General features: G+C 67.4%; 24 protein-coding genes. 9 read left to right on the forward strand and 15 right to left on the reverse strand.

Going from position 1 to position 24,662, the window contains the following annotated elements; all coding sequences use genetic code 11:
• Positions 1–46: 46 nt before the first annotated feature.
• The 8 genes from RD110_RS24580 to cyoA all read right to left on the reverse strand — a co-directional run bounded on the left by RD110_RS24580 (position 47) and on the right by cyoA (position 8,205).
• Positions 47–1,117 (reverse strand): ROK family protein, encoded by a 1,071-nt coding sequence (locus RD110_RS24580; protein WP_076203052.1) that lies wholly within the window; start codon positions 1,115–1,117, stop codon positions 47–49.
• A 137-nt stretch (positions 1,118–1,254) separates the two neighbouring features.
• Positions 1,255–1,809, reverse strand: a complete 555-nt coding sequence (locus tag RD110_RS24585) for a response regulator transcription factor (protein ID WP_076203054.1) — start codon at positions 1,807–1,809, stop codon at positions 1,255–1,257.
• The gene (locus tag RD110_RS24590; protein WP_076205622.1) at positions 1,787–3,163 is read right to left on the reverse strand and encodes an ATP-binding protein; all 1,377 of its coding nucleotides are present in this window, start codon (positions 3,161–3,163) and stop codon (positions 1,787–1,789) included. The genes RD110_RS24585 and RD110_RS24590 overlap by 23 nt, the downstream gene beginning before the upstream one ends.
• Positions 3,164–3,259: 96 nt before the next feature.
• Entirely contained in the window at positions 3,260–4,009 is a 750-nt protein-coding gene (locus RD110_RS24595; RefSeq protein WP_076203056.1) for an SURF1 family protein, read from the reverse strand.
• Between the two features lie 2 nt (positions 4,010–4,011).
• Positions 4,012–4,413: a cytochrome o ubiquinol oxidase subunit IV gene (gene cyoD, locus RD110_RS24600; RefSeq protein WP_076203059.1), complete on the reverse strand. Its 402-nt coding sequence runs from the start codon at positions 4,411–4,413 to the stop codon at positions 4,012–4,014.
• Entirely contained in the window at positions 4,410–5,084 is a 675-nt protein-coding gene (gene cyoC / locus RD110_RS24605; protein WP_076203061.1) for a cytochrome o ubiquinol oxidase subunit III, read from the reverse strand. The genes cyoD and cyoC overlap by 4 nt, the downstream gene beginning before the upstream one ends.
• Entirely contained in the window at positions 5,077–7,080 is a 2,004-nt protein-coding gene (gene cyoB / locus RD110_RS24610) for a cytochrome o ubiquinol oxidase subunit I (protein ID WP_204250004.1), read from the reverse strand. Before cyoB ends, cyoC begins: the two co-directional genes overlap by 8 nt.
• A gap of 72 nt (positions 7,081–7,152) precedes the next feature.
• Positions 7,153–8,205 carry a ubiquinol oxidase subunit II gene (gene cyoA, locus RD110_RS24615; protein ID WP_076203067.1) on the reverse strand — a complete coding sequence of 351 codons (1,053 nt, stop codon included), beginning with the start codon at positions 8,203–8,205 and terminating at the stop codon, positions 7,153–7,155.
• Positions 8,206–8,408: 203 nt separating this feature from the next.
• On the opposite strand from cyoA, the gene RD110_RS24620 reads away from it, so the two are divergent.
• From RD110_RS24620 to RD110_RS24635, 4 genes are all read left to right on the forward strand, one after another.
• Positions 8,409–9,716 carry an MFS transporter gene (locus RD110_RS24620; RefSeq protein ID WP_239467114.1) on the forward strand — a complete coding sequence of 436 codons (1,308 nt, stop codon included), beginning with the start codon at positions 8,409–8,411 and terminating at the stop codon, positions 9,714–9,716.
• Positions 9,717–9,834: 118 nt separating this feature from the next.
• On the forward strand, positions 9,835–10,152 hold the full coding sequence (locus tag RD110_RS24625) for a plasmid stabilization protein (protein ID WP_076203072.1): 318 nt from the start codon (positions 9,835–9,837) through the stop codon (positions 10,150–10,152).
• 169 nt (positions 10,153–10,321) lie between these two features.
• Positions 10,322–11,137: a Cof-type HAD-IIB family hydrolase gene (locus RD110_RS24630; RefSeq protein ID WP_076203075.1), complete on the forward strand. Its 816-nt coding sequence runs from the start codon at positions 10,322–10,324 to the stop codon at positions 11,135–11,137.
• On the forward strand, positions 11,134–13,035 hold the full coding sequence (locus RD110_RS24635; protein WP_083686553.1) for a glycoside hydrolase family 15 protein: 1,902 nt from the start codon (positions 11,134–11,136) through the stop codon (positions 13,033–13,035). The genes RD110_RS24630 and RD110_RS24635 overlap by 4 nt, the downstream gene beginning before the upstream one ends.
• Positions 13,036–13,071: 36 nt before the next feature.
• Here RD110_RS24635 and RD110_RS24640 read toward each other — a convergent pair whose 3' ends face one another.
• Entirely contained in the window at positions 13,072–13,995 is a 924-nt protein-coding gene (locus tag RD110_RS24640; protein WP_076203078.1) for a LysR family transcriptional regulator, read from the reverse strand.
• Positions 13,996–14,129: 134 nt separating this feature from the next.
• Between RD110_RS24640 and RD110_RS24645 the strand changes: the two genes are divergently transcribed.
• Positions 14,130–14,900 (forward strand): 3-oxoacyl-ACP reductase family protein, encoded by a 771-nt coding sequence (locus RD110_RS24645; protein WP_076203081.1) that lies wholly within the window; start codon positions 14,130–14,132, stop codon positions 14,898–14,900.
• A gap of 17 nt (positions 14,901–14,917) precedes the next feature.
• Here the strand turns inward: RD110_RS24645 and RD110_RS24650 are convergent, their stop codons facing one another.
• A complete protein-coding gene (locus RD110_RS24650; protein WP_076203084.1) occupies positions 14,918–16,117 on the reverse strand; it encodes an MFS transporter in 1,200 nt (399 codons plus the stop codon).
• A 95-nt stretch (positions 16,118–16,212) separates the two neighbouring features.
• Here RD110_RS24650 and RD110_RS24655 point away from each other — a divergent pair, with 95 nt between their 5' ends.
• A complete protein-coding gene (locus RD110_RS24655) occupies positions 16,213–17,184 on the forward strand; it encodes a LysR family transcriptional regulator (protein WP_076203087.1) in 972 nt (323 codons plus the stop codon).
• On the opposite strand, the gene RD110_RS24660 is transcribed toward RD110_RS24655, so the two are convergent.
• A complete protein-coding gene (locus RD110_RS24660) occupies positions 17,085–18,113 on the reverse strand; it encodes a LysR family transcriptional regulator (protein WP_083686554.1) in 1,029 nt (342 codons plus the stop codon). The genes RD110_RS24655 and RD110_RS24660 overlap by 100 nt on opposite strands.
• A gap of 125 nt (positions 18,114–18,238) precedes the next feature.
• On the opposite strand from RD110_RS24660, the gene RD110_RS24665 reads away from it, so the two are divergent.
• Positions 18,239–19,123: an aldo/keto reductase family oxidoreductase gene (locus tag RD110_RS24665; protein WP_076203089.1), complete on the forward strand. Its 885-nt coding sequence runs from the start codon at positions 18,239–18,241 to the stop codon at positions 19,121–19,123.
• Between the two features lie 3 nt (positions 19,124–19,126).
• Here the strand turns inward: RD110_RS24665 and RD110_RS24670 are convergent, their stop codons facing one another.
• Positions 19,127–20,284, reverse strand: a complete 1,158-nt coding sequence (locus RD110_RS24670) for an MFS transporter (RefSeq protein ID WP_239467115.1) — start codon at positions 20,282–20,284, stop codon at positions 19,127–19,129.
• A gap of 237 nt (positions 20,285–20,521) precedes the next feature.
• Between RD110_RS24670 and RD110_RS24675 the strand changes: the two genes are divergently transcribed.
• Positions 20,522–21,217, forward strand: a complete 696-nt coding sequence (locus RD110_RS24675) for an aspartate/glutamate racemase family protein (RefSeq protein ID WP_076203095.1) — start codon at positions 20,522–20,524, stop codon at positions 21,215–21,217.
• A gap of 80 nt (positions 21,218–21,297) precedes the next feature.
• On the opposite strand, the gene RD110_RS24680 is transcribed toward RD110_RS24675, so the two are convergent.
• The 3 genes from RD110_RS24680 to RD110_RS24690 form a co-directional block, all read right to left on the reverse strand.
• The gene (locus RD110_RS24680; RefSeq protein WP_083686556.1) at positions 21,298–22,284 is read right to left on the reverse strand and encodes a Bug family tripartite tricarboxylate transporter substrate binding protein; all 987 of its coding nucleotides are present in this window, start codon (positions 22,282–22,284) and stop codon (positions 21,298–21,300) included.
• An 86-nt stretch (positions 22,285–22,370) separates the two neighbouring features.
• The gene (locus tag RD110_RS24685; protein WP_076203097.1) at positions 22,371–22,931 is read right to left on the reverse strand and encodes a DUF1439 domain-containing protein; all 561 of its coding nucleotides are present in this window, start codon (positions 22,929–22,931) and stop codon (positions 22,371–22,373) included.
• A gap of 48 nt (positions 22,932–22,979) precedes the next feature.
• Positions 22,980–23,684 (reverse strand): glutathione binding-like protein, encoded by a 705-nt coding sequence (locus tag RD110_RS24690; protein WP_076203100.1) that lies wholly within the window; start codon positions 23,682–23,684, stop codon positions 22,980–22,982.
• Between the two features lie 48 nt (positions 23,685–23,732).
• On the opposite strand from RD110_RS24690, the gene RD110_RS24695 reads away from it, so the two are divergent.
• Positions 23,733–24,572, forward strand: coding sequence for a hypothetical protein (locus RD110_RS24695; RefSeq protein WP_157900318.1), 840 nt, complete (start codon positions 23,733–23,735; stop codon positions 24,570–24,572).
• The last annotated feature ends 90 nt before the right edge of the window (positions 24,573–24,662 follow it).

Consider the following 24,662-nt stretch of genomic DNA (forward strand, 5'->3'; position numbering starts at 1 on the left):
AGGGGGCAGGAAGCCCCAAAGCGGCGTGCGAGGCTGCCCGCGGCATTCAGCGGTTGGTGTAGCTGGCGTTGCCCAGCCCGGTGCCCACCGTCAACACGCCCCAGCGTTTCACGTCTGCGGTAAAAGGCAACTCCGACAGGCCCTGCACCACCGCGTCGTTGTGCAGCAGCACGCGGGTTTCCTCGCCGTGGATGGTGGGGAACTTGTCGCGCAGCGCGGTGGGCAGGTGGAAGTGCGGACTCTCCCAGTCGCCGGGCAGGTTCTGCGTGCCCGCGGCGATGGCGCCGTCCTTCTGCACCACGCCGGGACAGGACACGCCGACAAACGGCGCCAAGCGGATCTCCTTGCGTTTGGCATAGGTCGCCAGTTTCTCGAGCATCTCGGCGATGCCGTCGATCACATGCACGCGGTGCGTCGCGTCTTCATCCCGTGCATGGCTCCACTTGACGCGTTCCACCACATCCGCCTGGCTCAGGTCGGCCGCCTTGTCGCGGTTGGGCCGCACGATGCCGCAACGCGCGTTGGTGCCGCCGATGTCCACGGCCAGCAGCGCGTCGAAGCCGCGCAGCACATTGGCCGGCACGATGTGCACCCAGCCGATGAGCCCGCCTTCGTCGGCATGGTGGTGCAGCCGCCGGATGTCGATGCGGATCTTTTCCTGCCTGAGCAACTCGGCCGCGCGCGCCACGGCCAGCTCGCCAAGCTGGCTCTGCTGGAAACCCCCACCGACGATGATGCGCTGCACGCCCTGCCACTTCTTCTGCTTCAGGAAGACCCCAGCGACATGGGCCAACTGGTGTGCGAAGTCCTCGATGGCCACCCGGATGATCTCGGCCGCGTCGCCCTTTTCATCGAGCAACGCGTCCAGCCGCTTCTTGCCGAGTTCGCCGCTGGGCAGGTCGCCCAGTGGATCGTCGCCGCCATGCATAGACTTGAACTGCCGGCGCCATCCGTCGAGCAGGCCGCAGAAGGCGGTGCGGCTCGCGCGGTCGCCGACGAAGTGCTGGCCGTCCGACTCGCGCACCTCGAGGCTGTAGCTGTCGATGGTCACGGCCGGCAGGGCCGGGCTGCCGTGGATGTCGGCGTGAAAGGCCGGTGCGGGGGGCTGGGCGGGCATGGCTTGGAGCTTCGTGGAATTGCGTCCATGTTCAGCGCCCGCGCATCGATGCCCAAGCGGCGAAACCCGCGACCCGCCGTCAGCCAACACCTCATCCATGGCAGACCCGGCCGACCCTGTTCAAGCCGGGTCGACGCCTATTTCACGCGCTGCTTGTCGAGCTTGCGCGCCAGCGTACGCCGATGCATGCCCAGGCGGCGGGCGGTCTCGGAGATGTTGAAACCGGTCTCGGCGAGGGTTTCGTGGATGCGTTCCCACTCCAGGGTCTTCAGCGAGGTGGCGCGGTTGGTGAGCTCGACCTCGGCCGCGCCGGCCACGTGCTTGAAAGCGGCTTCGATGTCGTCGGTGTTCGACGGCTTGGCCAGGTAGTGGCAGGCGCCGAGCTTGATGGCCTCCACCGCCGTGGCGATGCTGGCGAAGCCGGTCAGCACCACGATGAGCATGGCATCGTTGCGCGCATAGAGCGTCTGCACGCAGGCCAGGCCCGAGGCATCGCCGTTGAGCTTGAGGTCGACCACCGCATAGCCGGGCGTATGGTCATTCAGAAGCGTGGCCACTTCGTCGAAGCTGGCAGCATGCAGCACGGTGTAGCCGCGGCGCTCGAAGGAACGGCCGAGCGTGCGCGCGAACGCGGCGTCGTCCTCGACGATCAGCAGCAGGCGCTGTTCTTCAGTCTGCGGTTCGGCGCGCATGGGGCTCCTTGCTTGCGGTGTCTTCGGCTTCGTCCAGGGTGTCGGCGGCATCGACGGGTTCCAGCGTGATGGCCTCGAGTGGCAGGCGCACCGTGACGACGGCACCGCCTTCGGGCCGATTGTGCGCCGTAACGGTGCCGCCGAGCGTGCGCGCCACGTTGACGACCAGGAACAGACCCAGGCCGCTGCCCGGCCGGCCCTTGCTCGACTGGTAGGGCTTGCCGATCTGCGCAAGCATGGCGGGGGCGAAGCCGGGGCCTTCGTCGGTGACGCGCAACATCAGTGCGTCCGCGTCGCGCGTGATGGCCAGGCCGGTCCAGCGCGGCGAGGCTTCGAGCGCGTTGTCGAGCAGGTTGCCGACCATTTGCTTGAGCGCCGGATCCGCGACCATGGGCAGGTCGTCCCCGACGTGGTTCTCGTAGCTGAAGCGCACCACGGGCCGCGTGGCGCGCCATTCGCGCGCGAGTTCGTCCATGAAGGTGCACAGCGTGGTTTCCACGGAGGATTCACCGCGCGCCTCGCCAGCCGACAGCAGGATGCCGCTGACGATGGTCTTGCAACGCTGCACCTGCGCCTGCATTTCGCTCACCTCCTGGTGCAGCTCCGGGTCGCTGGTGAAAAAGGGCATGCGACACCAGTCGCCCAGGATCACCGCCAGCGTGGCCAATGGCGTGCCGAGCTCATGCGCCGCACCCGAGGCCAACAGGCCCATGCGCACGATGTGCTCCTCCTCGGCCGCGCGCTGGCGCAGGTCGGCCAGATGGGCATCGCGCTCGCGCAGGTTCTTGCCGATGCGCGTGATGAAGATCACCAGCAATGCCGCATTCAGCGCGAAACAGATCAGCATGCCCTGGATGTAGGGACTGGCCAGGCCACGGTCATGGTCGGGTGGCAGCGCCAGTGGCCGGCCGAACACCGCCAGGCCGGCGAAACACAGGGCGGTGATGCCCACCATGGTCCAGGTCGACCAGGGCTTGAGCAGCACAGCCGCCAGCGTGACCTGCAGCAGGTACAGGAACACGAAGGGATTGGTGGCCCCGCCGCTGAGGTAGAGCTGCGCCGTGAGCATGCCCACATCGACCAGCAGCGCGACGAAGAGCTCGGCATTGCGCACCTGGCGGTCGCGCCGCCAGCGCCACTGGCTCGCCAGGTTGAAGGCCAGCAGCAGCGCCAGCAGCGTCAGCATGTTTTCGATCGGCAAGCGGATGCCGAAGCCGAAATGCACCACCGCGATGGTGACGAGCTGGCCGTAGGTGGCCATCCAGCGCAGCTGGATCAGCTGCTGCATGTTCTTCAGGCCGGTGGCGTCGTTGAACGCGGCGGCCACGTGACGCACTGGCGGTGCGCCCGGCATCGGCAAGGTATTCGGCGAAGGCGGCGGCGGGGCCTTGGCTGCGCTGGGCTGGGCGGCGTCGATCAGGGGTGGCATCCCCGGTATTTTCGCGCGGGTTCAGCCCGGCCGGCGATCGGCCCGGATGAAACGCCAGGCGCCGCCGACGATCATCAGCGCAAGCGCATACCAGGTGAGGGCGTAGACCAGGTGGTGGTCGGGGAAAGCCACCACGGTCAGGCCGCCGACGGGCTCGGTGGGCGCGGCCTGCGGCACGGCGGCGGCATCGACGAAGTAGGGTGCGACGTCGTTCAGGCCACGCGCCTTGGCGATGGCGGCCACGTCGCGCGAGAACCAGCGGTTGCCGGCCGGGTCGTTGTCGCGCAGGAAGCCGCCGCCGGGCTCGGTGATGCGCAGCAGTCCGGTCAGGCTGACGTCGCCCGCCGGCTCGCCGCTGCGGCGCGTGGCGCGATCGGCCAGCTCCGGCGGCACGAAGCCGCGATTGACGAGCACGCTGCCGCCATCGGCCATCTGTAGCGGCGTGAGCACCCAGAAGCCGCTGCCACGTGCGGTGACGGCCTGCACCAGGGTTTCCTTGTCATGCGCGAACCTGCCGGCCAGCGCCACGTGGCGGTACTCGTCGTCGGCGGCATTGATCCTGGACCAGGCGTCGCGGCCCGGCGCAGGCACGGCCGGCGCATGCACGCGTTGCTCGACGCGCGCGACCAGTTCGTGTTTCCAGGCGCGCCGCTCGACCTGCCAGGTGCCCAGCGAGACGAAGCTGGCGAACAGCATCGCACCCGCCAGCGCGATGAAAAAGGCCGCGGCTTTGGATCGCGGCCTGCGGGAAGAAACGGAAGTCGATGCCATGCTCAGGGCATGTTCTTCATCTCGTGCGGGGACATCGGCATCATGTTGGTGTTCAGGTGGTACATGACCCAGATCGAGCCGCTGAGCGTGATCACCACCAGCACGATGGTGAAGATCAGCGCCAGCATCGACCAGCCACCTTCCACCTTGGCGTTCATGTGCAGGAAGTAGATCATGTGCACCACGATCTGCACGGCGGCGAGCGCCAGGATCACCAAAGCGGTGGTGCTTGGCTTGTCGAAGACCTTGCCCATCACCAGCCAGAACGGAATCACCGTGAGGATCACCGCCAGCACGAAGCCGGTCATGTAGCCCTTGAAGGTGCTGTGCGGGCCTTCGTCGTGGTCGTGTCCGTGATCGTGGCCATGGTCGTCATGGCCGTGGTTGTCGTGGGGTGCGCTCATGCCATGGATCCCATCAGGTAAACGAAGGTGAAGACACCGATCCAGACAACGTCCAGGAAGTGCCAGAACATCGACAGGCACATCAGCCGGCGGCGGTTTTCGGTGGTGAGGCCCAGGCGGCTGACCTGCACCATCAGCGTGACCAGCCAGATGATGCCGAAGGTGACGTGCAGGCCGTGCGTGCCGACCAGCGTGAAGAAGGCCGACAGGAAGGCGCTGCGCTGCGGCACCGCGCCTTCGTGGATCAGGTGGGCGAACTCATACAGCTCGAGGCTGATGAAGGCCAGGCCGAACAGGCCGGTGATGCCGAGCCAGACCAGGGTGGCCTTGACGCGTTTGCGCTGCATCTCCAGCATGGCGAAGCCATAGGTGATGGAGGAGAACAGCAGCATCGAGGTGTTGATCGCCACCAGCTTCAGGTCGAACAGGTCGGCGCCCGACGGGCCGGCCGCATAGCTGCGGCCCAGCACGGCGTACACCGCGAACAACACGGCGAAGATCAGGCAATCGCTCATCAGGTAGAGCCAGAACCCGAGCAGCGTGCCGTTCTCGACGTGGTGCTCTTTCTTGAGGTAGAAGTCCGGCAAGTGCGCGACGGTGTCGGCGCTCACATGGGCGTGTGCCGGGTTCATCTTGCCCGTGGGCCGGGGCATCGTGGTGGTATCAGACATGGCTGGCCAGCAGTTGGGTGCGCTCGCCTTCGGTGCGGAGGACTTCGTCCGCGCCGATATGGAAATCACGCTTGTAGTTGAAGGTATGCACGATGGAAGCCACGATGAGGGCCAGGAAGGACAGCGCCGCCGGCAGCCACATGTGCCAGATCATGGTGAAGCCGAAGGCCGTGCTCAGTCCGGCCAGGATGATGCCGGCGCCGGTGTTCTTGGGCATGTGGATCGGGATGAAGCCGCTCAGCGGACGCTGGTAGCCGCGCTTCTTCATGTCGTAGTAGGCGTCGTTGTCGTGCACCACCGGCGTGAAGGCGAAGTTGTAGGACGGTGGCGGCGAAGAGGTGGACCATTCGAGCGTGCGGCCGTTCCACGGATCGCCGGTGTGGTCGCGCAGGGCTTCGCGGTTCTTCCAGGTGACGAAGAACTGGATCAGCATCGCCGCGATGCCGAGCGCGATCAGCACCGCGCCGAACGCCGCGATCTGGAACCAGATCTGCAGCGAGGTGTCCTCGAAGTGGCTCATGCGGCGGGTCACGCCCATCAGGCCCAGCACGTACAGCGGCGCGAAGGCGAACCAGAAGCCGACCAGCCAGCACCAGAACGACACCTTGCCCCAGAATGGATCGAGCTTCACGCCGGTGGCCTTGGGGAACCAGTAATTGATGCCGGCGAAGACACCGAACACCACGCCGCCAATGATCACGTTGTGAAAGTGGGCGATGAGGAACAGGCTGTTGTGCAGCACGAAGTCGGCCGGCGGCACGGCCAGCAGCACCCCGGTCATGCCACCGATCACGAAGGTGAACATGAAGCCGATGGTCCACAGCATCGGCACTTCGAAGCGGATGCGACCACGGTACATGGTGAACAGCCAGTTGAAGATCTTGGCCCCGGTCGGGATCGAGATGATCATGGTGGTGATGCCGAAGAAGGAGTTCACGCTGGCACCGGAGCCCATGGTGAAGAAGTGGTGCAGCCACACCAGGTACGACAGGATGGTGATCACCACGGTGGCATAGACCATGGAGGCGTAGCCGAACAGGCGCTTGGCCGAGAAGGTGGAGACGATCTCGGAGAAGATGCCGAACACCGGCAGCACCAGGATGTAGACCTCGGGGTGGCCCCAGATCCAGATCAGGTTCACGTACATCATGGCGTTGCCGCCGAAGTCGTTGGTGAAGAAGTTGGTGCCGACGTAGCGGTCGAGCGACAGCAGGCCGAGCACGCCGGTGAGCACGGGGAAGGCGGCGACGATCAGCACGTTGGTGCACAGCGAGGTCCACACGAACACAGGCATCTGCATCAAGCCCATGCCCGGCGCGCGCATCTTCACGATGGTGGCGATCAGGTTGATGCCCGACAGCAGCGTGCCCACCCCTGCGATCTGCAGCGACCAGATGTAGTAATCGACCCCCACGTCGGGGCTGTAGGCCAGGTTCGACAGCGGCGGATAGGCGAGCCAGCCGGTGCGCGCGAATTCGCCCACGAACAGCGAAGCCATGACCAGCACCGCGCCGGCGGTGGTCATCCAGAAGCTGAAGTTGTTGAGGAAGGGGAAGGCCACGTCGCGCGCGCCGATCTGCAGCGGCACGGCGAAGTTCATCAGGCCGGTGACGAAGGGCATGGCCACGAAGAAGATCATGATCACGCCGTGGGCCGTGAAGATCTGGTCGTAGTGGTGCGGAGGCAGGAAGCCCATGTTGTCGCCAAAGGACATGGCCTGCTGGGCGCGCATCATGATTGCATCGGAGAAGCCGCGCAGCAGCATGATGATGCCCAGGATCATGTACATGATGCCGATCTTCTTGTGGTCGATGCTGGTGAACCACTCGCGCCACAGATAGCCCCACACCTTGAAGTAGGTGAGCGCACCCACGAGCGCGATACCGCCCAGCGCCACCGCGATGAAGGTGAACAGCAGGATCGGTTCGTGGAACGGGATGGCCTCCCAGGTGAGGCGGCCGAAGATGAGCTTCGTGAGGTCGAGGTTTTCAGACATCTTCAAACATTTTTTAGATCAACAACAGAAGGACAGCGCAGGTCTTCGCCAAAGGCAGATCCCTGCCGGGTTTTACAGGGTCTGGCCTTCGGGATTGGCCGCGGTGCACATCGCACCGACATAGGATTTGGCGGGCAGGCCGGCCACGCCGATCCGGCTCTGCGTGGCCGCGTCCAGCGAGGCCACGTTGTAGGCGCCGACCTTGCCGAGGCCGCCGCTGGCATCGATGGCCATCATGTCCTTCATGCACATGCGGTTGGTCTCGACGCAGCGGTTGAGGATGGCGTCGTACAGGTCCGGCGCGACGGTCGCATAGCGGCTCACCGGTGCGTTCTCGCTCGGGCGCTCGAGTTGCAGGTAGCCGGCGCGGGTGAGTTCGCCGCCGCCGGCCTTGGCCTGCTGCACCCACTTGTCGAATTCCGCCGTGGCCAGGCCGTGGAACTTGAAGCGCATGCCGGAGAAACCCGCACCGCTGTAGTTGGCCGAGAAGCCTTCGTACTCGCCGGGCTTGTTGATCACGGCGTGCAGCTTGGTTTCCATGCCCGGCATGGCGTAGATCTGGCCGGCCAGCGCCGGGATGAAGAAGGAATTCATCACCGAGGAAGCCGTGATCTTGAACGTGATGGGCCGGTCCACCGGGGCGGCCAGCTCGTTGACCGTGGCGATGCCGAGCTCGGGATAGACGAACAGCCATTTCCAGTCGAGCGCGACCACTTCGACCACCAGCGGCTGGGTACCGGCCGGAATCGGCCGTTTCTCGCCGATGCGCTCCAGCGGGCGGTACGGATCGAGCGTGTGGGTGCTGATCCAGGTGAGCGCACCCAGCGCGATGATGATCAACAGCGGCGCGGCCCAGATGATGAGCTCGAGCTGGGTGGAGTGATCCCAATCCGGCGCGTAGTCGGCCTCCTTGTTGGTGTGGCGATAGCGCCAGGCGAACAAAAAGGTCAGCGCGATCACCGGCACGATGATCAACAGCATCAGCACCGTCGAGTAGATGATCAGGTCGCGTTGTTGGCTGGCGACATCACCGGACGGCGACATCAGTACCATGCTATTGCAACCGGCCAGCAGGACCGTGGCGGCGAGCAGCGGCAGAGCGCGTAAATTCTTGAGAATGGACATGCCGTACGAGGAATTGAGCTCTGTTGATAAATAGGGGAGACCACGGAATCTACGCCTATCGGGGTTTTCCTGGCATTGGACGTTTTGTCCTATGGCGGCTTTTACCCACAAATGCGAACCTGCGGCGTTAATATGGCACAACACCTGAATTACGAGCAAGCATGATGTCCAGCGCCATTTCAACCGAACCCACGTCCACCAAGATGGAAAATGACGTCCGAAACCTCACCACCGACCATTCCGGCGTCGCGCCGGGCGAAATCGCGATCGGCGTGGTGATCGGCCGGGCATCCGAATATTTCGACTTCTTCGTCTACGGCATCGCCTCGGTGATGGTATTTCCGGCGGTGTTCTTCCCGCAGGAGACCCGGCTCGAAGGTGCGCTGTGGTCGTTCGTGATCTTCTCCTTTGCCTTCATCGCGCGGCCCTTCGGCAACGCGCTGTTCATGGCCATCCAGCGTCACTTCGGCCGCAGCGTGAAACTCACCGGCGCCTTGTTCCTGCTCGGCATCTCCACCGCCGGCATGGCTTTCCTGCCGGGTTACGCATCACTCGGCTTCACGTCGATCGTGCTGCTGGCGATCTTCCGCTTCCTGCAGGGCATCGCGCTCGGCGGCTCCTGGGATGGCCTGCCCTCGCTCCTGGCGCTGAACGCCCCGGAAGAGCGCCGCGGCTGGTATGCCATGCTCGGGCAGATGGGCGCGCCGATCGGCTTCATCCTGGCCAGCGGACTGTTCCTGTACCTCGACAAGAGCCTGGACGCCAGGGATTTCCTCGACTGGGGCTGGCGCTATCCGTTCTACGTGGCGTTCGCGGTCAACGTGGTGGCGCTGTTCGCGCGGCTGCGCCTGGTGGTGACGAACGAGTACACCAAGCTGCTGGAAGAACGTGAACTCGAACCCGTGCCTGTGACCGAACTGCTGGCCTCGCAGAGCGCCAACGTGTTCATCGGCGCCTTCGCGTCCCTGGCGAGCTACGCGCTGTTCCACCTGGTTACCGTGTTCCCGCTGTCGTGGATCCTCCTGAATTCCACGCGTTCGGTGGACGAAGTGCTGGGTGTGCAGGTCGTCGGCGGCGCCATCCTGATCTTCGGCACCATCGCCTCGGGCCTGGTGGCCGACCGCATCGGGCGGCGCAGCACGCTCGGCACGGCGGCCGTGCTGATCGGCATCTTCAGCCTGTTCGCGCCTTGGCTGCTGAGCAGCGGCCCGCGCGGCCAGGACGCGTTCATCCTCATCGGCTTCGCCCTGCTCGGCCTGTCCTACGGCCAGGCCGCGGGCGCGGTCAGCTCCAACTTCGTCGCCAAGTACCGTTATACCGGCGCGGCACTCACGGCCGATTTCGCCTGGCTCATCGGCGCGGCTTTCGCACCACTGGTGGCGCTGGGCCTGTCGGCCAACTTCGGGCTGGCTTACCTCAGCGCCTATCTGCTGTCGGGCGTGGTCTGCACCCTGGTGGCGCTGCGCATCAACCGCGATCTCGCGGCAGACAAGGCGCGCCTGCGGGGCTGAGCCGAAGCCCTGCCGCGCTGCATCGCGCGGCCCACCTACAGCCTTGTCCGCAGCGTCCGACAAGGCTGTTTTTCTTTGCGGATCAGAGTACGGGCTTTCAGCAGCCAAGGAGTCGACCATGCCCCAAGGAGACAAATCCGCTTATACCGACAAGCAAAAACGCCAGGCCGAGCACATCGAGCAAGGCTACGAAAAACGAGGCACGCCCAAGGCCGAGGCTGAACGCCGCGCCTGGGCCACGGTGAACAAGGAAACCGGCGGCGGCAAGAAGAGCGGCTCGGGCCGCGGCCAGGCGGTGGATACCTCGCCGTCCAGGAAGGGCGGCCGGCTCGGTGGCGCGGCCGCCGCATCCCGCACGGCCGCCGAGCGCTCGGCGTCGGCCAGAAAAGGCGCGGCCACACGCAAACGCAACGCCGCGAAGTCCCGGTCGGCGTAGCCGTTCCAGCATCCAGGGGTTTTGTCGGACGCCGCCGCGCGGCGGTGTCAGGCACGGCCGAAGCTTGCCATCCAGCGTCGCCCAGGGAGAACTTGGGCCGGGTCGTACGCTCCCAACGGCGGCACAATGGACGAGATCCATCATCCAACGTCGCAGGAGATACCGCCCGATGCCCCCCATGAATGAAATCCGGCTCGTGGTCAGCGACATCGACGGCACCCTGGTTCGACACGACAAGAGCCTGCCGGACGCCAACATCGCCGCCGCCTGCCGGCTTGCCGAGGCCGGCATTCCCATGGCGCTGATCAGCGCCCGACCGAGGAGCGGCATGGCCTGGATCGCCGAGGCGCTCGGCATCGACGGCCCTTGCGGCGCGTTCAACGGCGGCAGCCTGTTCGACCGCCATGGTGTGATCGGCACGCCGCAACGCCTCGGCGCACATCTGGGCCTGCGCATCCTGCGCCTGCTGGACGACGCTGGCGTGGACGTGTGGGTGTTCGCCGATGGCCTCTGGTATGCGCGCAACGACACCAATGCGCATGTGCCGCGAGAAAAGTTGTCCGCCGGGCTGTCGCCCACCTTGCGCGATGACCTGGCCGCGGTGTGCACGGCTGCCGACAAGATCGTGGGCGTCAGCGACGACGCGGCGCTGCTGCAACGCGTGCAGGCCGAGGTCCTGCGCGCCGCGCAGGGCGAAGCCACGGTGGCGCTGTCGCAGCCCTACTTCCTCGACGCGACGGCGCTGCTCGCCAACAAGGGCGACGGCGTGGCGGCGCTGGCGTCGGCCATGGGTGTGCCCCTGTCCGAGGTGGCGGTGATTGGCGACATGCCGAACGACCTGCCAATGTTCGCGCGCGCCGGCTTGGCCGTGGCCATGGGCCAGGCACCGCAGGCCGTGCGCGACGCCGCACAGTGGACCACGCGCAGCAACGAGGAAGACGGCGTCGCCTGGGCCATCGACCGCATCCTCGCCAACGGAACATGACCCGCGGGCGCACCAGAACCGCCGCACCGGCCGTGCGCGTCGCCGAACCGGCCGCCGTGCGCCCCATCGAGGATTACGCGCTGATCGGATCGACCAGCAGCGCCGCGCTGGTCCACAAGGGCGGCGACATCGACTGGTTGTGCCTGCCGCGCTTCGACTCGGGCGCGATGTTCGCGAGCCTGCTCGGCGACGAACGCAACGGCAGCTGGAAGCTGCATGCGCAGGACGCCAAGGCCAGGGTGTCACGCCGCTACCTGCCCGGCACCGTGGTGCTGGAGACCACCATCCGTACGGCCACCGGCGTGGCCACCGTGACCGACTGCATGCCCCGGCCAGCGCACGATGGCACGCACGAACTGGTGCGCATCGTTCGGGGCGTGCGCGGCAGCGTGGCGCTGCACACCGAGATGCGCATCCGTTTCAACTACGGACAATGGCTGCCCTGGGTGGACCGCCGCGGCGCGACCATCCATGCCGTGGCCGGGCCGGACGCGGTACGCATCACCGCTGGCGTGCCTTTGGAAAACCACGATTTCGCCACCTCGGCCGACTTCCGCGTCACAGAAGGCCAGGCCGTCGCCTTCTGCCTGGAGTGGTACCCCTCGCACCAGGTGCCGCCGATCCCGCGCGACCCCGCCGCGCTACTGGCCGACAGCATTGCGCAATGGCAGGCCTGGAGCTCGCGCTGCACGCTGGACGGCCCCTACCACGACCAGGTGCATCGCTCGCTGCTGACGCTGAAGGCGCTGACCTATGCCCCCACCGGCGGCATCGTTGCCGCGCCCACCACCTCGCTGCCCGAGCAACCCGGCGGCGAACGCAACTGGGATTACCGCTTCTGCTGGTTGCGCGACGCGGCATTGACGCTGTATGCGCTCATCGCCTCGGGTTACGTCGACGAGGCCAGCGACTGGCGCTGGTGGCTGATGCGCGCCGTCGGCGGCGCGCCGCAGGAGGTGCAGATCATGTATGGCCTGCACGGCGAGCGCGTGTTGACCGAAATCGAACTCGACTGGCTGCCGGGTTATGCCGACAGCCGGCCCGTACGCGTGGGCAACGGTGCCCATGCCCAGCGGCAGCTGGACGTGTACGGCGCCGTGATCGCCGCCTTCCACGCCGCGCGCAAGGCCGGGCTGCAAGACATGGACAAGGTCTGGCCGCTCGAGCGGGCCATCGCCAAACAACTGCTGACGCTCTGGAAAGAGCCGGACTGCAGCATCTGGGAAGTGCGTGGCGAGCCGCGCCACTTCGTGCACTCCAAGGTGATGTGCTGGCTCGCCTTCGACCGCATGATTGCGAGTGCGCAAGAGTACGGCCTCGACGGGCCGATCGACACCTGGCGTGCCGCGCGCGACGCCATCCATGCCGACGTCTGCGCCAACGGCTTCGACGCCGCCAGCGGCGGCTTCGTCCAGTACTACGGTGCCGACACGGTGGATGCGGCGCTGCTGTGGATGCCGCTGGTCGGCTTTCTGCCGGTGCACGACCCGCGCGTGCAGCGCACCATCGCCCGCATCGAGAAGGAACTGATCTTCGACGGCCTGGTGTACCGCTACCGCACCGACGTGGGCGCGGACGTGGACGGCCTGCGCGGCGGCGAAGGCGCCTTCCTCGCCTGCAGCTTCTGGCTGGTCAATGTCTACGTGGCCATGGGTCGGCTGCGCAAGGCCAGGGCGCTGTTCAAACGTTTGCTGGGCCTGGGCAACGACCTCGGCCTGTTTGCCGAGGAATACGATCCCGTCGGACGCCGCCAGCTGGGCAACTTTCCGCAGGCTTTCTCGCACATCGGCCTGATCAACAGCGCCCATGCGATCGAGGCGGCCGCGGGCGGCGCCTGGGAGATGGCCGACCGCAACGGCAAGGCCCGCGCCCGGCCACGCGCCAGACGGCGCGGCTGACCTGGGCGTCGGCCCGCTCCACCTCGGGCGAACGATTCACGCGCCCAGCACGCGGCGCGCGAAGTCCTGCGCACGAAATTCGGCCACCACATGGTCCACGAAGACCCGCGTGCGTGCGGGCAACTGCTTCTTGCTCGGGTAGTACAGCGACAACGGGCCACCGTCGGCCCACCAGCCCGGCAGCACCCGCACCAGGCCGCCGCTGTGCAGCCAGGGCAGCGCGAAAGGCATCGGCAGCAGCGCGATGCCCAGCCCCATCAGGGCGGCCTGGCACATGGCCTCGGGGTCGCTGAAGATCACGCGCGGGCGCATGTCGGCCGCGGCCTCTTCGCCTCGGGCATTGCGCATCACCCAGGCACGCACGCGGCCGGTGGGTGACGAGCGGCGCACGATGCCGTCGAACGCGGCCAGTGCCGAGGGATGCCTGGGCACGGCGCGGCCCGCCAGGTAATCCGGGGCCGCCACGGCCACGATGTGGATGCGGGCGAGTTCACGCGCCACCACGCCCGGCGTGAGCTCGATGCCGCCACCGATGGCCGCGTCGAAGCCCTCGCCGATCAGGTCGATCTGGCGGTTGTCGAAATGCCAGTCGGGCAACACCGCGGGGTAACGCCGCAGGAACTCACCCAGCAGCGGCACCACGTAGGTCCGGCCGAAGGCCAGGCCCATGCTGACCTTGAGCGTACCGGCGGGCTGGCGGTCCTGTTCGGCGATGCCGTTGACGGCGTCGGTCAGCGTGGTCAGCGCACCGCGCACCTCGTGCAGCAGCCGCTCGCCGCCTTCGGTGAGCGTCAGCCGGCGCGTGCTGCGCTGGAACAGCCGCACACCGAGTCCGGCTTCGAGCCGCGCCACGTTCTTGCTCACCGCGGCCGGTGTGATGCCGAGTTGGCGCGCGGCGGCGGAGAAGCTGCCGGCGTCGGCCGTACGTACGAAGGAATCGAGATGGCTCAGGGGCTGCATGGCGCCATTTTCAACCAAAGGTTGAAATTGATGAAGCCGATTAAAGGCTACCGCCGATCGAATGAAAGCAGGACACTGCCTTCCGTTCCCTCACCCAACCGGGCGAATCGCCCACACCACTTCTGGAGAAAACCATGAGCGCATCCCTGAGCAGCAACACTTCTTCCCATCTTGCCGGCAAGGTGGCCTTCGTCACCGGCGGCTCGCGCGGCATCGGCGCGGCCATCGTGCGGCGCCTGGCGCGCGATGGCGCGGCCGTGGCCTTCACCTATTCGAGCGCAGAAGGCGCCGCGAACGACCTGGCGGCCAGCATCGCGGCGGACGGCGGCAAGGCCCTGGCGCTGCGCGCCGACGCGGCCGACGCCAAGGCCGTGATCTCCGCCATCGACCAGGCCGCCGCCCATTTCGGACGGCTCGACATCCTGGTCAACAACGCCGGCGTGCTGGCCTGGTCGCCGTTCGAAACCTTCACGCTGGAAGACTTCGACCGCACGCTGGCCGTGAACGTGCGCTCGGTGTTCGTCGCCACCCAGGCCGCCACGCGCCACATGGGCCAGGACGGCGGCCGGGTCATCAACATCGGCAGCACCAACGCCGACCGCGTGCCGGCCGCCGGTGGCGGTGTCTACGCCATGAGCAAGTCGGCCCTGGTCGGCCTGGTCAAAGGCCTGGCACGCGACCTCGGCCCGCGCGGCATCACCATCAACAACGTGCAGCCCGGCCCGGTGGACACCGACATGAACCCTGCCAGCGGGGAGCAGGCCGCCGGTCTGCACGGCCTGATGGCGATTCCGCGCCACGCGCACGGCAGCGAGATCGCCGGCATGGTGGCCTACCTGGCCAGCGCGGAAGCCGCGATGGTGACCGGCGCGAGCCTGACCATCGACGGCGGTTTCGGCGCTTGAGGCGCGCGTGCACCGGCTCAGGCGTTGCGCCGGTGCGGCAACATCCGAACGCCGAGCCCGGCCAGGCCGGCGAGGCTGGCCATCACACACACGCCCTGCCAGCCGAACTGCGCCAGCACCAGGCTGCCCAGCCAGGAGCCGAGCGCCATGCCGATGAACATGCCGACGAACAGCACGGCATTCAGGCGGCTGCGGGCGGCGGGCTCCAGGCTGTAGATGATGGTCTGGTGCGCGATCAGCGTGGCCTGCACACCCAGGTCGAACACCACGGCACCGACGGCGACGAGCCACAGCTGGCCGGGGCCGATGGCCATGGCGACGAAGGCCCCCGTCACCAGGGCCGCGCCGAGCCGGGTCACGATCTCGGGGCCCTTGCGGTCGGCCAGCCGGCCGGCGATGGGTGCGGCCAGCGCACCGGCCGCACCGGCCAGGCCGAAGGCACCGGCGGCGGCGCTGCCCAGGTGGAACGGTGCCGCGTGCAGCATCACCGCCAGCGTGGACCAAAAACCGCTGAAGCCGATGCTCAGCAGGCCCTGGGCCAGCGTGGCCCGGCGCAGGCCGGGGTGGCGCTTCCACAGGTCGGCCAGCGAGGCCATCAGCGCGCCGTACGAGAGATGCGTGGTCGGCACGAATTTCGGCAGGCCGCGCCACAGCGCCGCACCGAGCAGCGCGATGCTCAGTGCCGCGGCCATGAACATCGAGCGCCAGCCGGCATGTTCGGCCACGAAGCCCGACACCACGCGCGACAGCAGGATGCCCAGCAGCAGCCCGGTCATCACCGTGCCCACGGTCTTGCCACGGTGGGACTCCGGCGCCAGCGTGGCCGCGGCGGGCACGATGTCCTGCGCCAGCGTCGCCGACAGGCCGATGGCCAGGCTGGCCGCGAGCAGCACGCCCAGGCTGGGCGAGCCGGCCGCCACCAGCAGCGCCACGAAGAGCACGGCGGCCTTGCCGAGGATGATGCGGCGCCGGTCGTAACGGTCGCCCAGCGGCGCCAGCAACAGGATGCCCAGCGCGTAGCCGAGTTGCGTCAGGGTGGGCACGAGGCCGATCTGGCCGGGCGTGGCTTCGAACTGGCCGGCCAGCACGCCCAGCATGGGCTGGCTGTAATACAGCGAGGCGACGGCCAGGCCGGCGCCGGTGGCGAGCAGGAAAACGAGCGCTGGCGGCATCGGGCGATGCGCCGGTTGGTGATGCGTGATGGTGGCGGAGGTCATGGTGAAAACCCTTGATTGACGGATGCTGCGAGTGTCTGCCTCTGCACGGTGCGCGTGAAGACGGTCGATAAGCACAATTGCTATACGCTTGACGCATGACCACAGCAAAAAACAGCGCCAAAAACACCGCCCCCGACCGCATCGAGTTGATGCAGACCTTCGTGCGCATCGTGGAGGCCGGCAGCCTGTCGGCCGCTGCGGCGCAGATGGGCGCCACCCAACCCACCGTGAGCCGGCGGCTGCAGGCGCTGGAGCGCATGCTGGGCTTGCGCCTGCTGCAGCGCTCGACGCACGGCATGAACCTGACGGAAGACGGCGCCCGCTGTTTCGAGCGCGCCAAGCTGCTGATCGCCGACTGGGATGCTTTCGAAGCCGACCTGCGCGGCGCCAGCGACGTGCCCGAGGGCCTGCTGCGCGTGGTCGTGCCGCACGCCTTCGGCCAGCAGCAGCTGGTGGCGCCGCTGGCCGACTACCTGCGCCGGCATCCGCGCGTGGCCGTGGAATGGCTGCTGCACGACGGCACGCCGAACTTCATTGCCAGCGGCATCGACTGCGCGATCCACGTCGGCAGCGTGGAAGACCCATCGGTGGTGGCCGTGAAGATCGCCGAGGTGCCGCGCACCGTGGTGGCCGCGCCGTCGGTGCTGGAAGGCGCGGCCATGGCTGCCGTCCCCCAGCATCCCGCCGAACTGGCCGGCCTGCCCTGGCTGGCCTTGCGTACCTTCTACCGCAACGAGGTGCGGCTGGCGCACGACGACGGCCGCGAGCACAGCCTGAGCCTGCAGCCTCGGCTCAGTACCGACAGCCTGTTCGCGCTGCGCAGCGCCGCACTGCTCGGACTGGGCGCGTGTCTGGCGTCGAGTTGGGCCGTGGCCGACGACGTGGCCCAGGGCCGGTTGGTGCGCCTGGCGCCGGCGTGGCATGGCGAACCGCTGCCGGTCTATGTGATCTACCCGTATGCGCAGTTCTATCCGGCCAAGCTGCGCCGCTTCGTCGAACTGATGCGCGGCGCGCTCGAGAGCCCGGCACTGTGGTCCACCGGGCTGGTGCCGGTGGCAGGCGTCTGAACGACCGGGGCCGGCAATGTCGCGGCGACCTCGGCCTCGAACACTTCCGCCACCCAGTCGGCGAACACCCGCACCTTGGCCGTGAGATGGCGGTTGCGCGGGTACAGCACCATCAATGGGAGGTGGCCCGCCGACCAACCTTGCAACACGGGCACGAGCCGTCCATCAGCCAGGCATTCGCTGAGCCAGCGTGTGCGCGGCAGCTGCGCCAGGCCCATGCCGGCCAGCACGGCCTCGATGGCGCTGTCGGCGTCGTTGCACGACACCCAGTGCGGGCGATGGATCTCGTGCCGCTCGCCATCCTTCGAAAACTCGAACGCGAAGATGCGCCCGGTCTTGGCCGAATGGAAGTTCACGAAGCGATGCTGCGCCAGGTCTTCCAGCGTCCGCGGCGTGCCGTGACGCGCGAGGTACGACGGAGCGGCGCAGGTGGCCTGCGGCCAATGCAGCAAGGGCCGCGCAACCAGGGTTTCGTCATGCACCGGGCCCCCACGCACCACGCAGTCCACCCCTTCGGCGATCAGGTCCACGGGGCGGTCGGTGCTGCCGAGCTCGAGTTGCATGTCGGGATAGCGCGCGAAGAACTGCGGCAGCGCCGGTGCGATGATGTGCCGCCCCACATAGGCCGGCACGTCGACGCGCAGCCGGCCCACGGGCGCGGCCACGGCGCGGCGCAGGCTGCCTTCCACCTCCAGCACCTCCTGCACCATGGCCATGGCTCGCTGGTGGTAGACCGCGCCGTCGTCGGTGAGGCCGATGCGACGCGTCGTGCGGTGCAGCAGCCGCACGCCGAGGTGGGCTTCGAGTTCCTGCACGATGGTCGTCACCCGGCCCTTGGGCAGGTGCAGCGCTGCCGCCGCGCCCGAGAAACTGCCGAGCTCGACCACGCGGCTGAACACCTCCATGGCCCTGAAACGGTCGATGCTCATCTCGGTTCCCCCTTATTTCCCCGGCCACTATTCCTTTAATCGAGAACAGTTATTTCCAATATCGCTAGTTTATTCGTCTATTCGAAGTCAATACAGTCCTTTCATCCACCCCATAAAGGACTTCCATGACGCATTCGAAAACGACGCACGCTGCAAGCTTCACCTTCGCCGGCCGTCGCGTGAATCGCCTCGGCTACGGTGCCATGCAACTCGCCGGTCCGGGCGTGTTCGGCCCACCGAAGGACACACAAGCCGCGTTGGCCGTGCTGCGCGAGGCCGTGGCCAGCGGCGTGAACCACATCGACACCAGCGACTTCTACGGCCCGCACATCACCAACCAGTTGATCCGCGAGGCGCTGCACCCGTACCGCGACGACCTGACCATCGTCACCAAGATCGGCGCACGGCGTGGCGCGGACGCCTCATGGCAGCCTGCGTTCTCGGCCGAAGATTTGCAAGCCGCCGTGCACGACAACTTGCGCAACCTCGGGCTGGACGTGCTCGACGTGGTGAACCTGCGCATCATGTTCGACGTGCACGGGCCGGCCGAGGGTTCGATCGAGGCGCCGCTCACGGCGCTTGCCGAGCTGCAGCGCCGGGGCCTGGTGCGCCACATCGGCCTGAGCAATGTCACGCCCAAGCAGATCGCCCAGGGGCGCAGCATGGTGGAGATCGTCTGCGTACAGAACCAGTACAACCTCGCGCACCGCGGCGACGACCGGCTGATCGACGAGCTCGACGCGGCCGGCATTGCCTACGTGCCGTTCTTCCCGCTCGGCGGCTTCACGCCGCTGCAGTCGACCGCGCTGTCCGACGTGGCCAAGGCGCTGGGTGCAACGCCGATGCAGGTGGCCCTGGCCTGGCTGCTGCAGCGCGCGCCCAACATCCTGCTGATCCCCGGCACGTCTTCGGTGGCCCACCTGCGGGAAAACCTGGCGGCGGCCGAACTGGTGCTGCCGCAGGCACTGATGGCCGTGCTGGACGGCATCGCGGGCGGCGCGGCACGCTGAACGCTACGGCTTCTCGACCCGCAGGGACATCGGGCGACTGCAGGCGATGCACAGCACACCCAGCGTCAGCATGCCCGCATACGCCACGACGGCAGCCCACTGCCCCACATGCCACACCGCGCCACCCACCGAGCCCATCAGGCTCGCCCCCGCGTAATACGACAGCAGGTACAGCGAAGACGCGTGACCCTTGTTGCCGTTGGCCAGCCGGCCGACGGCGCCGCTGGCCACCGAATGCACGATGAAAAAGCCGGTGGTCAGCACGCAGATGCCGGCGATGATGGCCGGCAGCGTGGACGACAGCGTGAGCACGAGCCCGGCCATCGTGGCCAGCGCGCCGCAGGTGATGACCCTCGAGCGGCCCAGCCTGTCCACCATGGCGCCCGCGGCCGACGAGGCGAAGATGCCGAACACATAGGCCAGGAAGATCAGCCCGATCTGCGTCTGGCCCAGCCTGAACGGCTCGGCCACCAGCCGGAAGCCCGCGTAGTTGTAGACGGTCACGAAGGCCCCCATGCTGAGGAATCCGACCAGGAAGAAGCGCCGCAGCCCGGCGTCGCGCAGATGCGCCTTCCAGGCCTCGAGGTGGAAGCGCAGGTTGAATCCGGGCTGGCGCTGGAAGTTTCGCGATGGCGGCAGCAGCAGGATGAACGCCAGGGCCGACAGGCCGGCCACCACCGACAGGGTGCCCATCGCCGCGCGCCAGGACAGGAATTCGGTCAGGCCGCCGATGGCCACCCGGCCGATCATGCCGCCGAAGGCCGTGCCGCCGATGTACAGGCCCATGACCTTGCCCAGCTTGCCATGCGGCACCTCTTCGGCCAGATAGGCCATCGCCACCGCGGGCACGCCACCCAGCACCAGGCCTTCGAGCGCCCGTGCCACCAGCAGCACGGGCCAGTGGGGCGCGAACGAAGCGGCCAGGTTCAGCAGCGCGGCGCCGCCCATCGACACGAACATCAGGCCGCGCCGGCCCCAGGCCTGCGACACCATGCCGGCACACACGATGGAGAAGGCCAGGCAGGCGGTCGTCAGCGACAAGGCCAGCGAACTGGTGGCCGGCGAGACGCCGAACTCGGTGGCGAACTCCGGCAGCAGGGGCTGGACGCAGTAGATCAGCGAGAAGGTCGCGAAACCGGCCAGGAACAGGGCCGAGGCCATCCGCAGGACGTCTCTGTCGTCGCGCGCGGCGGCGGACCCGTCATGCTTTGGCGTTGAAGCGGCGCTGTCCATAGGCCCTGAGGGTACCCTTGGTCAGGCCGGGGCCGCCCACGCAGGGGCATTCGAAGCCTTGCCCATTGGCGAAGACCGAGCTGCGCGCCTGGCGCGGCCGGCCGTCGCCAGCGAGAAACCGCGGCCTTGCCGATAATTCGCATCCCACCACGAATCTGCTCAGCCATGGCCCAACACATCGGCATCGTCGGCTGCTCCGCCGAAGGCGCAGCGCTCTGCTACCGCACCATCTGCACCGAAGGCGCCCAGTGGCTCGGCCCGCATGCCCATCCCGAGGTGGCGATGCATACCCATTCGCTGGCCGACTATGTGGCCTGCCTGGAACGCGGCGACATCGAAGGCGTGGGCGAACTGATGTTGTCCAGCGTGTTCAAGCTGGCGCAGGTGGGCGCCGACTTCGTGATCTGCCCCGACAACACCATCCACCAGGCGATGGACTACGTGCTGCCGCGTTCGCCGCTGCCCTGGCTGCACATCGCCGAGGTGGTGGCCGGCGAGGCCGAGCGGCGCGGCCTGCGCCGGCTGGCGCTGACGGGCACGCGCTGGCTCGTCGACAGCGAGGTCTATCCCGAGAAACTGGCGGCGCGCGGGATCGACTGCGTGCGGCCTGCGCCCGCGGAGCGCGACGAGATCAGCCGCATCATCATGGACGAACTCGTGCTGGGCGTGACCCGGCCCGAGGGTGTGGCCTACTTCCAGCAGGTCATCGCGCGCATGCGCGAAGCCGAGGGCTGCGATGCCGTGGTGCTGGGCTGCACGGAGATCCCGCTGATCCTGAGCGACGCCAATTCGCCGCTGCCGACGCTCGATTCGACACGCCTGCTGGCCAGGGCCGCCCTGCGGCGGGCCGTAGAGGGCTGAGCAATCCCCCTCACGTTGACTTCAAGCGCCCCGTTCGCCCTGAGCCTGTCGAAGGACCAGTTTACCCGGGCGAAATCTGCTTACTCCGCCGAAGCCCCCGAAGCCTTCACCGCCGCGCCCCACTGCTGGATCTCGCTGGCGATGAACCGATCGAACTCGGGCCCGGTGCCCGGCGACGGCTCGGAGCCGCGGTCACGGATGAACTTGGCCAGCGGATCGGTGCTCAGCAACTCCACGACCTCCTTGTTCAGCCGCTGCAGGATGTCGGGCGGCGTGCCCTTGGGCGCCATCAGGCCGAGCCAGCCCACGGCCTCGAAGTCCTTGAACTCGGGCAGGCCACTCTCGCGCACCGTCGGTACGTCGGGCAACTGCGAGGACCGCGTGGCCGAGGTCACGGCCAGCGGCACGGCGCGCTTGGCCTGGATGTGCGGCAGGGCGGCCGTCACCGAATCCACCATCAGCGGCACCTGGCCGCCGAGAAAGTCGGCCTGCGCCGGGCCGCTGCCGCGGTAGGGAATGTGGGTGATGAACACATGCGCGCGGGCCTTGAGCATTTCACCCGAAAGATGCTGCGTGCCGCCGATGCCGGCACTCGCATAGTTCAGCGCACCAGGCGCGGCGCGCGCTTTGGCCACCAGGTCCTTGATCGAGGTGATGCCGGAAGCCGGCGTGGCCAGGAAGATCAGCGGCACCTTGGCGATCAGCGAGATGCCGACCAGGTCCCTGGTCGGGTCGAAGCCGACCTTCTTGTACAGCGTCTGGTTCACCGCCATGGCGCTGCCGGCCACCAGCAGGGTGTAGCCGTCGGGCGCGGCGCGGACCACGAACTCGCTGCCGATGTTGCTGCCCGCGCCGGCCTTGTTGTCCACGATCACGCTCTGGCCGAGCCGGTGCGTGAGTTGCTCGGCGAGGGCGCGCGCGAAGATGTCGGTGGCCTGGCCCGGCGGAAACGGCACGACGAGCTTGATCGGCTTGTCGGGCCAGGTGGCATGCGCGGGCGCGGCCAGACCGAGCATCAGGGCGGCGGCCGCAGTCGCGGCGAGGAAGGCGCGGCGGGGCGAGGTCATTGCGTGTCTCCTTGTGGTGATGGATGCATCCCACCGGGATCGGTGGCCGCCGATTGTGCCGTGCAGACGGGGCGTCGTTGTTGGGACTACTTGTTCCTGAACCCGATCACCAGGCCTTGCGCGGTCACGGTGATCTCGGCCGGCTCCAGCCCCATCGTGTCGGCCATGGCCAGGTCCTTGGCCGTGAACTGGTGCAGCACGACTTCGCGCAGCGCCTGGGCGGCGAGCACTGGCGCGTAGGCGTTGAGCATTTCGGATACTTCGGGCCGCAGGCCCGGGAACCGCAGCGCATTCACCTGGATCTGGTAGGCGCGCAAGGTCTTGTCGCTGGCCTCGTAACGCAGCGCGAAATCGAGGTCGAAGTTGCCGCTGTAGCGGCGCCGCAGCGCCTCGCCCGCCGCCTCGACGGGCATGTCGGCATTGATGCGGTTCACGGCCGGCAGCAGCTTCAGCCGTGGGGCCTGCAGCGCCAGGTCGAACAGGCCGGCCACGGGGTAGCGCAGTGGAAACTTTTCGGCCACGGCGGCTTGCAGCTGCGCCGGGGAAACCGTGTAGCGTGGCTGGGCCTGGGCGCCGATCGCGCAAACCCAGCCGCCAGCCAGCAGCGCGGCGCGACCGGCCAGTCTCAGGCAATGTCTGCGGTGCATGCGTTTCCTGGGGCGGCGCCGGTATGGCGTCCCTTGGCCATCAGCCGCTCAATCCCGCTTCGGAATGGAGAGCCCGCGCACCACCGCGGGCCGCGCCACGAAGGCGTCGAGCGCACGCGCCACTTCGGGGAAGTCGTCGAAGCCGACCAGATCGCGCGCCTCGTAGAAGCCGACCAGGTTGCGCACCCACGGGAAGATCGCGATGTCGGCAATGGTGTAGGCCTCGCCCATCACCCAACTGCGGCCCTGGAGGCGCCGGTCGAGCACGCCGAGCAGGCGCTTGGTTTCAGCCACGTAACGGTCGCGCGGGCGCTTGTCCTCGATGTCCTTGCCGGCGAAGCGGTGAAAGAAACCGAGCTGGCCGAACATCGGCCCGATGCCGCCCATCTGGAACATCACCCACTGGATGGTCTCGTAGCGCCCGGCCGCGTCCACCGGCATGAACTTGCCGGCCTTCTCGGCCAGGTAGATCAGGATCGCGCCGGACTCGAACAGCGCCAGCGGCTCGCTGCCCGGCCCGTTCGGATCGAGGATTGCGGGGATCTTGTTGTTCGCGCTCAGCGAGATGAACTCGGGCGACATCTGGTCGTTCTTCTCGAAGCTGACCAGGTGCGGCTCATAGGGCAGGCCGCACTCCTCCAGCATGATCGACACCTTCACGCCGTTGGGCGTGGGCAGGGAGTAGAGCTGGATCTGCTCGGGATGGGCGGCGGGCCACTTGGTGGTGATGGGGAAGTCGGAGAGCTTGGTCATGGTGGATTGAAAGTTGAGTTCCGATGGTCCGGCAGGAGGCACATTCTGATGGCAAGCGCGAAACCGTGCTTGCTGTGCGGCCTGCACACCGCAGCCGTGCAGATGCACCGGAAATCAACTCATCCTGACATCGGATGCCCCACGGGGCGCACTATAGTGAAAGCAGCGCATCCGCTTGGCTTGGCCGTGAAGCCGATCCGGAAGACGTCACTTTCACTCGCCGCCAACGGCCTCCTTCCCACCGATGGAACCTCCCAGAAAATGCAACGCCGCCACTTGCTCGTCCTTGCCCTGCCGAGCGCCGCTTTCGCCCAGAATCAGCCCCTCCCGCTGGCCAGCCCCGTCGATGCCGTGCACTTCTATGTCATCCCCACGGATGACATCGCCGAACAGGCAGCCGGCGCCATCGCCAGCGCACTCACGCAACAGACCGGCCTCTGGATCAAGGCCACGCTGTGGACCCCCGCCGGCGAACTGGCGCCTTTTCCAGGCACGAATCAATATGCAGCGGAAGACTACCTCCCCCTGGGTGCCAGGGCAGCCAAGATGCTGCGGGAGGCCTCGCCCCGCACTTACTCCATCGTGCTGACGAACCGCGACATCAATGCGCGGGCGCGCAACCTCCGGTTCCTGTACTCGATGCACAGCCCGATGACCAACGCCTCGGTGCTGTCCGTGGCGCGTCTCCAATACAACCTGGATGGCTCCCAGGCTTCCGCGAAAGAGGTCGCCAACCGTGTCGCGAAAATGCTGATGCGCATCGTGGGCGAGATGCGGCTGGGCTGGCGACGCTCCAGCGACCCGGCCGACCTGATGTATGCACCCATCATGTCCATTGAAGACGTCGATCGCATGGACCTGTCCCACACACTCGAGTCACGAAAATAGAACCGCCCGGCCAGGCCAGGGCCCCGATGCCAGGCTGCGGCCGCCCGGCGGATGGACGCCAGGGGTCGGCGCGGGCCGGCTTCTGCTAAA

The organism is Rhodoferax koreense (assembly GCF_001955695.1).
GTDB classification, from domain to species: domain Bacteria; phylum Pseudomonadota; class Gammaproteobacteria; order Burkholderiales; family Burkholderiaceae_C; genus Rhodoferax_B; species Rhodoferax_B koreensis.

Coding starts and splice junctions, on each gene's coding strand:
- RD110_RS24695 (WP_157900318.1), top strand. CDS start 23,733: ATGGCAAGCGCGAAACCGTGCTTGCTGTGCGGCCTGCACACCGCAGCC.
- RD110_RS24650 (WP_076203084.1), bottom strand. CDS start 16,117: ATGACCTCCGCCACCATCACGCATCACCAACCGGCGCATCGCCCGATG.
- RD110_RS24590 (WP_076205622.1), bottom strand. CDS start 3,163: ATGCCGGGCGCACCGCCAGTGCGTCACGTGGCCGCCGCGTTCAACGAC.
- cyoA (WP_076203067.1), bottom strand. CDS start 8,205: ATGTCCATTCTCAAGAATTTACGCGCTCTGCCGCTGCTCGCCGCCACG.
- cyoD (WP_076203059.1), bottom strand. CDS start 4,413: ATGAGCGCACCCCACGACAACCACGGCCATGACGACCATGGCCACGAT.
- RD110_RS24635 (WP_083686553.1), top strand. CDS start 11,134: ATGACCCGCGGGCGCACCAGAACCGCCGCACCGGCCGTGCGCGTCGCC.
- RD110_RS24680 (WP_083686556.1), bottom strand. CDS start 22,284: ATGACCTCGCCCCGCCGCGCCTTCCTCGCCGCGACTGCGGCCGCCGCC.
- RD110_RS24625 (WP_076203072.1), top strand. CDS start 9,835: ATGCCCCAAGGAGACAAATCCGCTTATACCGACAAGCAAAAACGCCAG.
- RD110_RS24655 (WP_076203087.1), top strand. CDS start 16,213: ATGACCACAGCAAAAAACAGCGCCAAAAACACCGCCCCCGACCGCATC.
- RD110_RS24665 (WP_076203089.1), top strand. CDS start 18,239: ATGACGCATTCGAAAACGACGCACGCTGCAAGCTTCACCTTCGCCGGC.
- RD110_RS24675 (WP_076203095.1), top strand. CDS start 20,522: ATGGCCCAACACATCGGCATCGTCGGCTGCTCCGCCGAAGGCGCAGCG.
- RD110_RS24620 (WP_239467114.1), top strand. CDS start 8,409: ATGGAAAATGACGTCCGAAACCTCACCACCGACCATTCCGGCGTCGCG.
- cyoC (WP_076203061.1), bottom strand. CDS start 5,084: ATGTCTGATACCACCACGATGCCCCGGCCCACGGGCAAGATGAACCCG.
- RD110_RS24595 (WP_076203056.1), bottom strand. CDS start 4,009: ATGGCATCGACTTCCGTTTCTTCCCGCAGGCCGCGATCCAAAGCCGCG.
- RD110_RS24630 (WP_076203075.1), top strand. CDS start 10,322: ATGCCCCCCATGAATGAAATCCGGCTCGTGGTCAGCGACATCGACGGC.
- RD110_RS24685 (WP_076203097.1), bottom strand. CDS start 22,931: ATGCACCGCAGACATTGCCTGAGACTGGCCGGTCGCGCCGCGCTGCTG.
- RD110_RS24660 (WP_083686554.1), bottom strand. CDS start 18,113: ATGAGCATCGACCGTTTCAGGGCCATGGAGGTGTTCAGCCGCGTGGTC.
- RD110_RS24670 (WP_239467115.1), bottom strand. CDS start 20,284: ATGGCCTCGGCCCTGTTCCTGGCCGGTTTCGCGACCTTCTCGCTGATC.
- RD110_RS24640 (WP_076203078.1), bottom strand. CDS start 13,995: ATGCAGCCCCTGAGCCATCTCGATTCCTTCGTACGTACGGCCGACGCC.
- RD110_RS24580 (WP_076203052.1), bottom strand. CDS start 1,117: ATGCCCGCCCAGCCCCCCGCACCGGCCTTTCACGCCGACATCCACGGC.
- RD110_RS24690 (WP_076203100.1), bottom strand. CDS start 23,684: ATGACCAAGCTCTCCGACTTCCCCATCACCACCAAGTGGCCCGCCGCC.
- cyoB (WP_204250004.1), bottom strand. CDS start 7,080: ATGTCTGAAAACCTCGACCTCACGAAGCTCATCTTCGGCCGCCTCACC.
- RD110_RS24585 (WP_076203054.1), bottom strand. CDS start 1,809: ATGCGCGCCGAACCGCAGACTGAAGAACAGCGCCTGCTGCTGATCGTC.
- RD110_RS24645 (WP_076203081.1), top strand. CDS start 14,130: ATGAGCGCATCCCTGAGCAGCAACACTTCTTCCCATCTTGCCGGCAAG.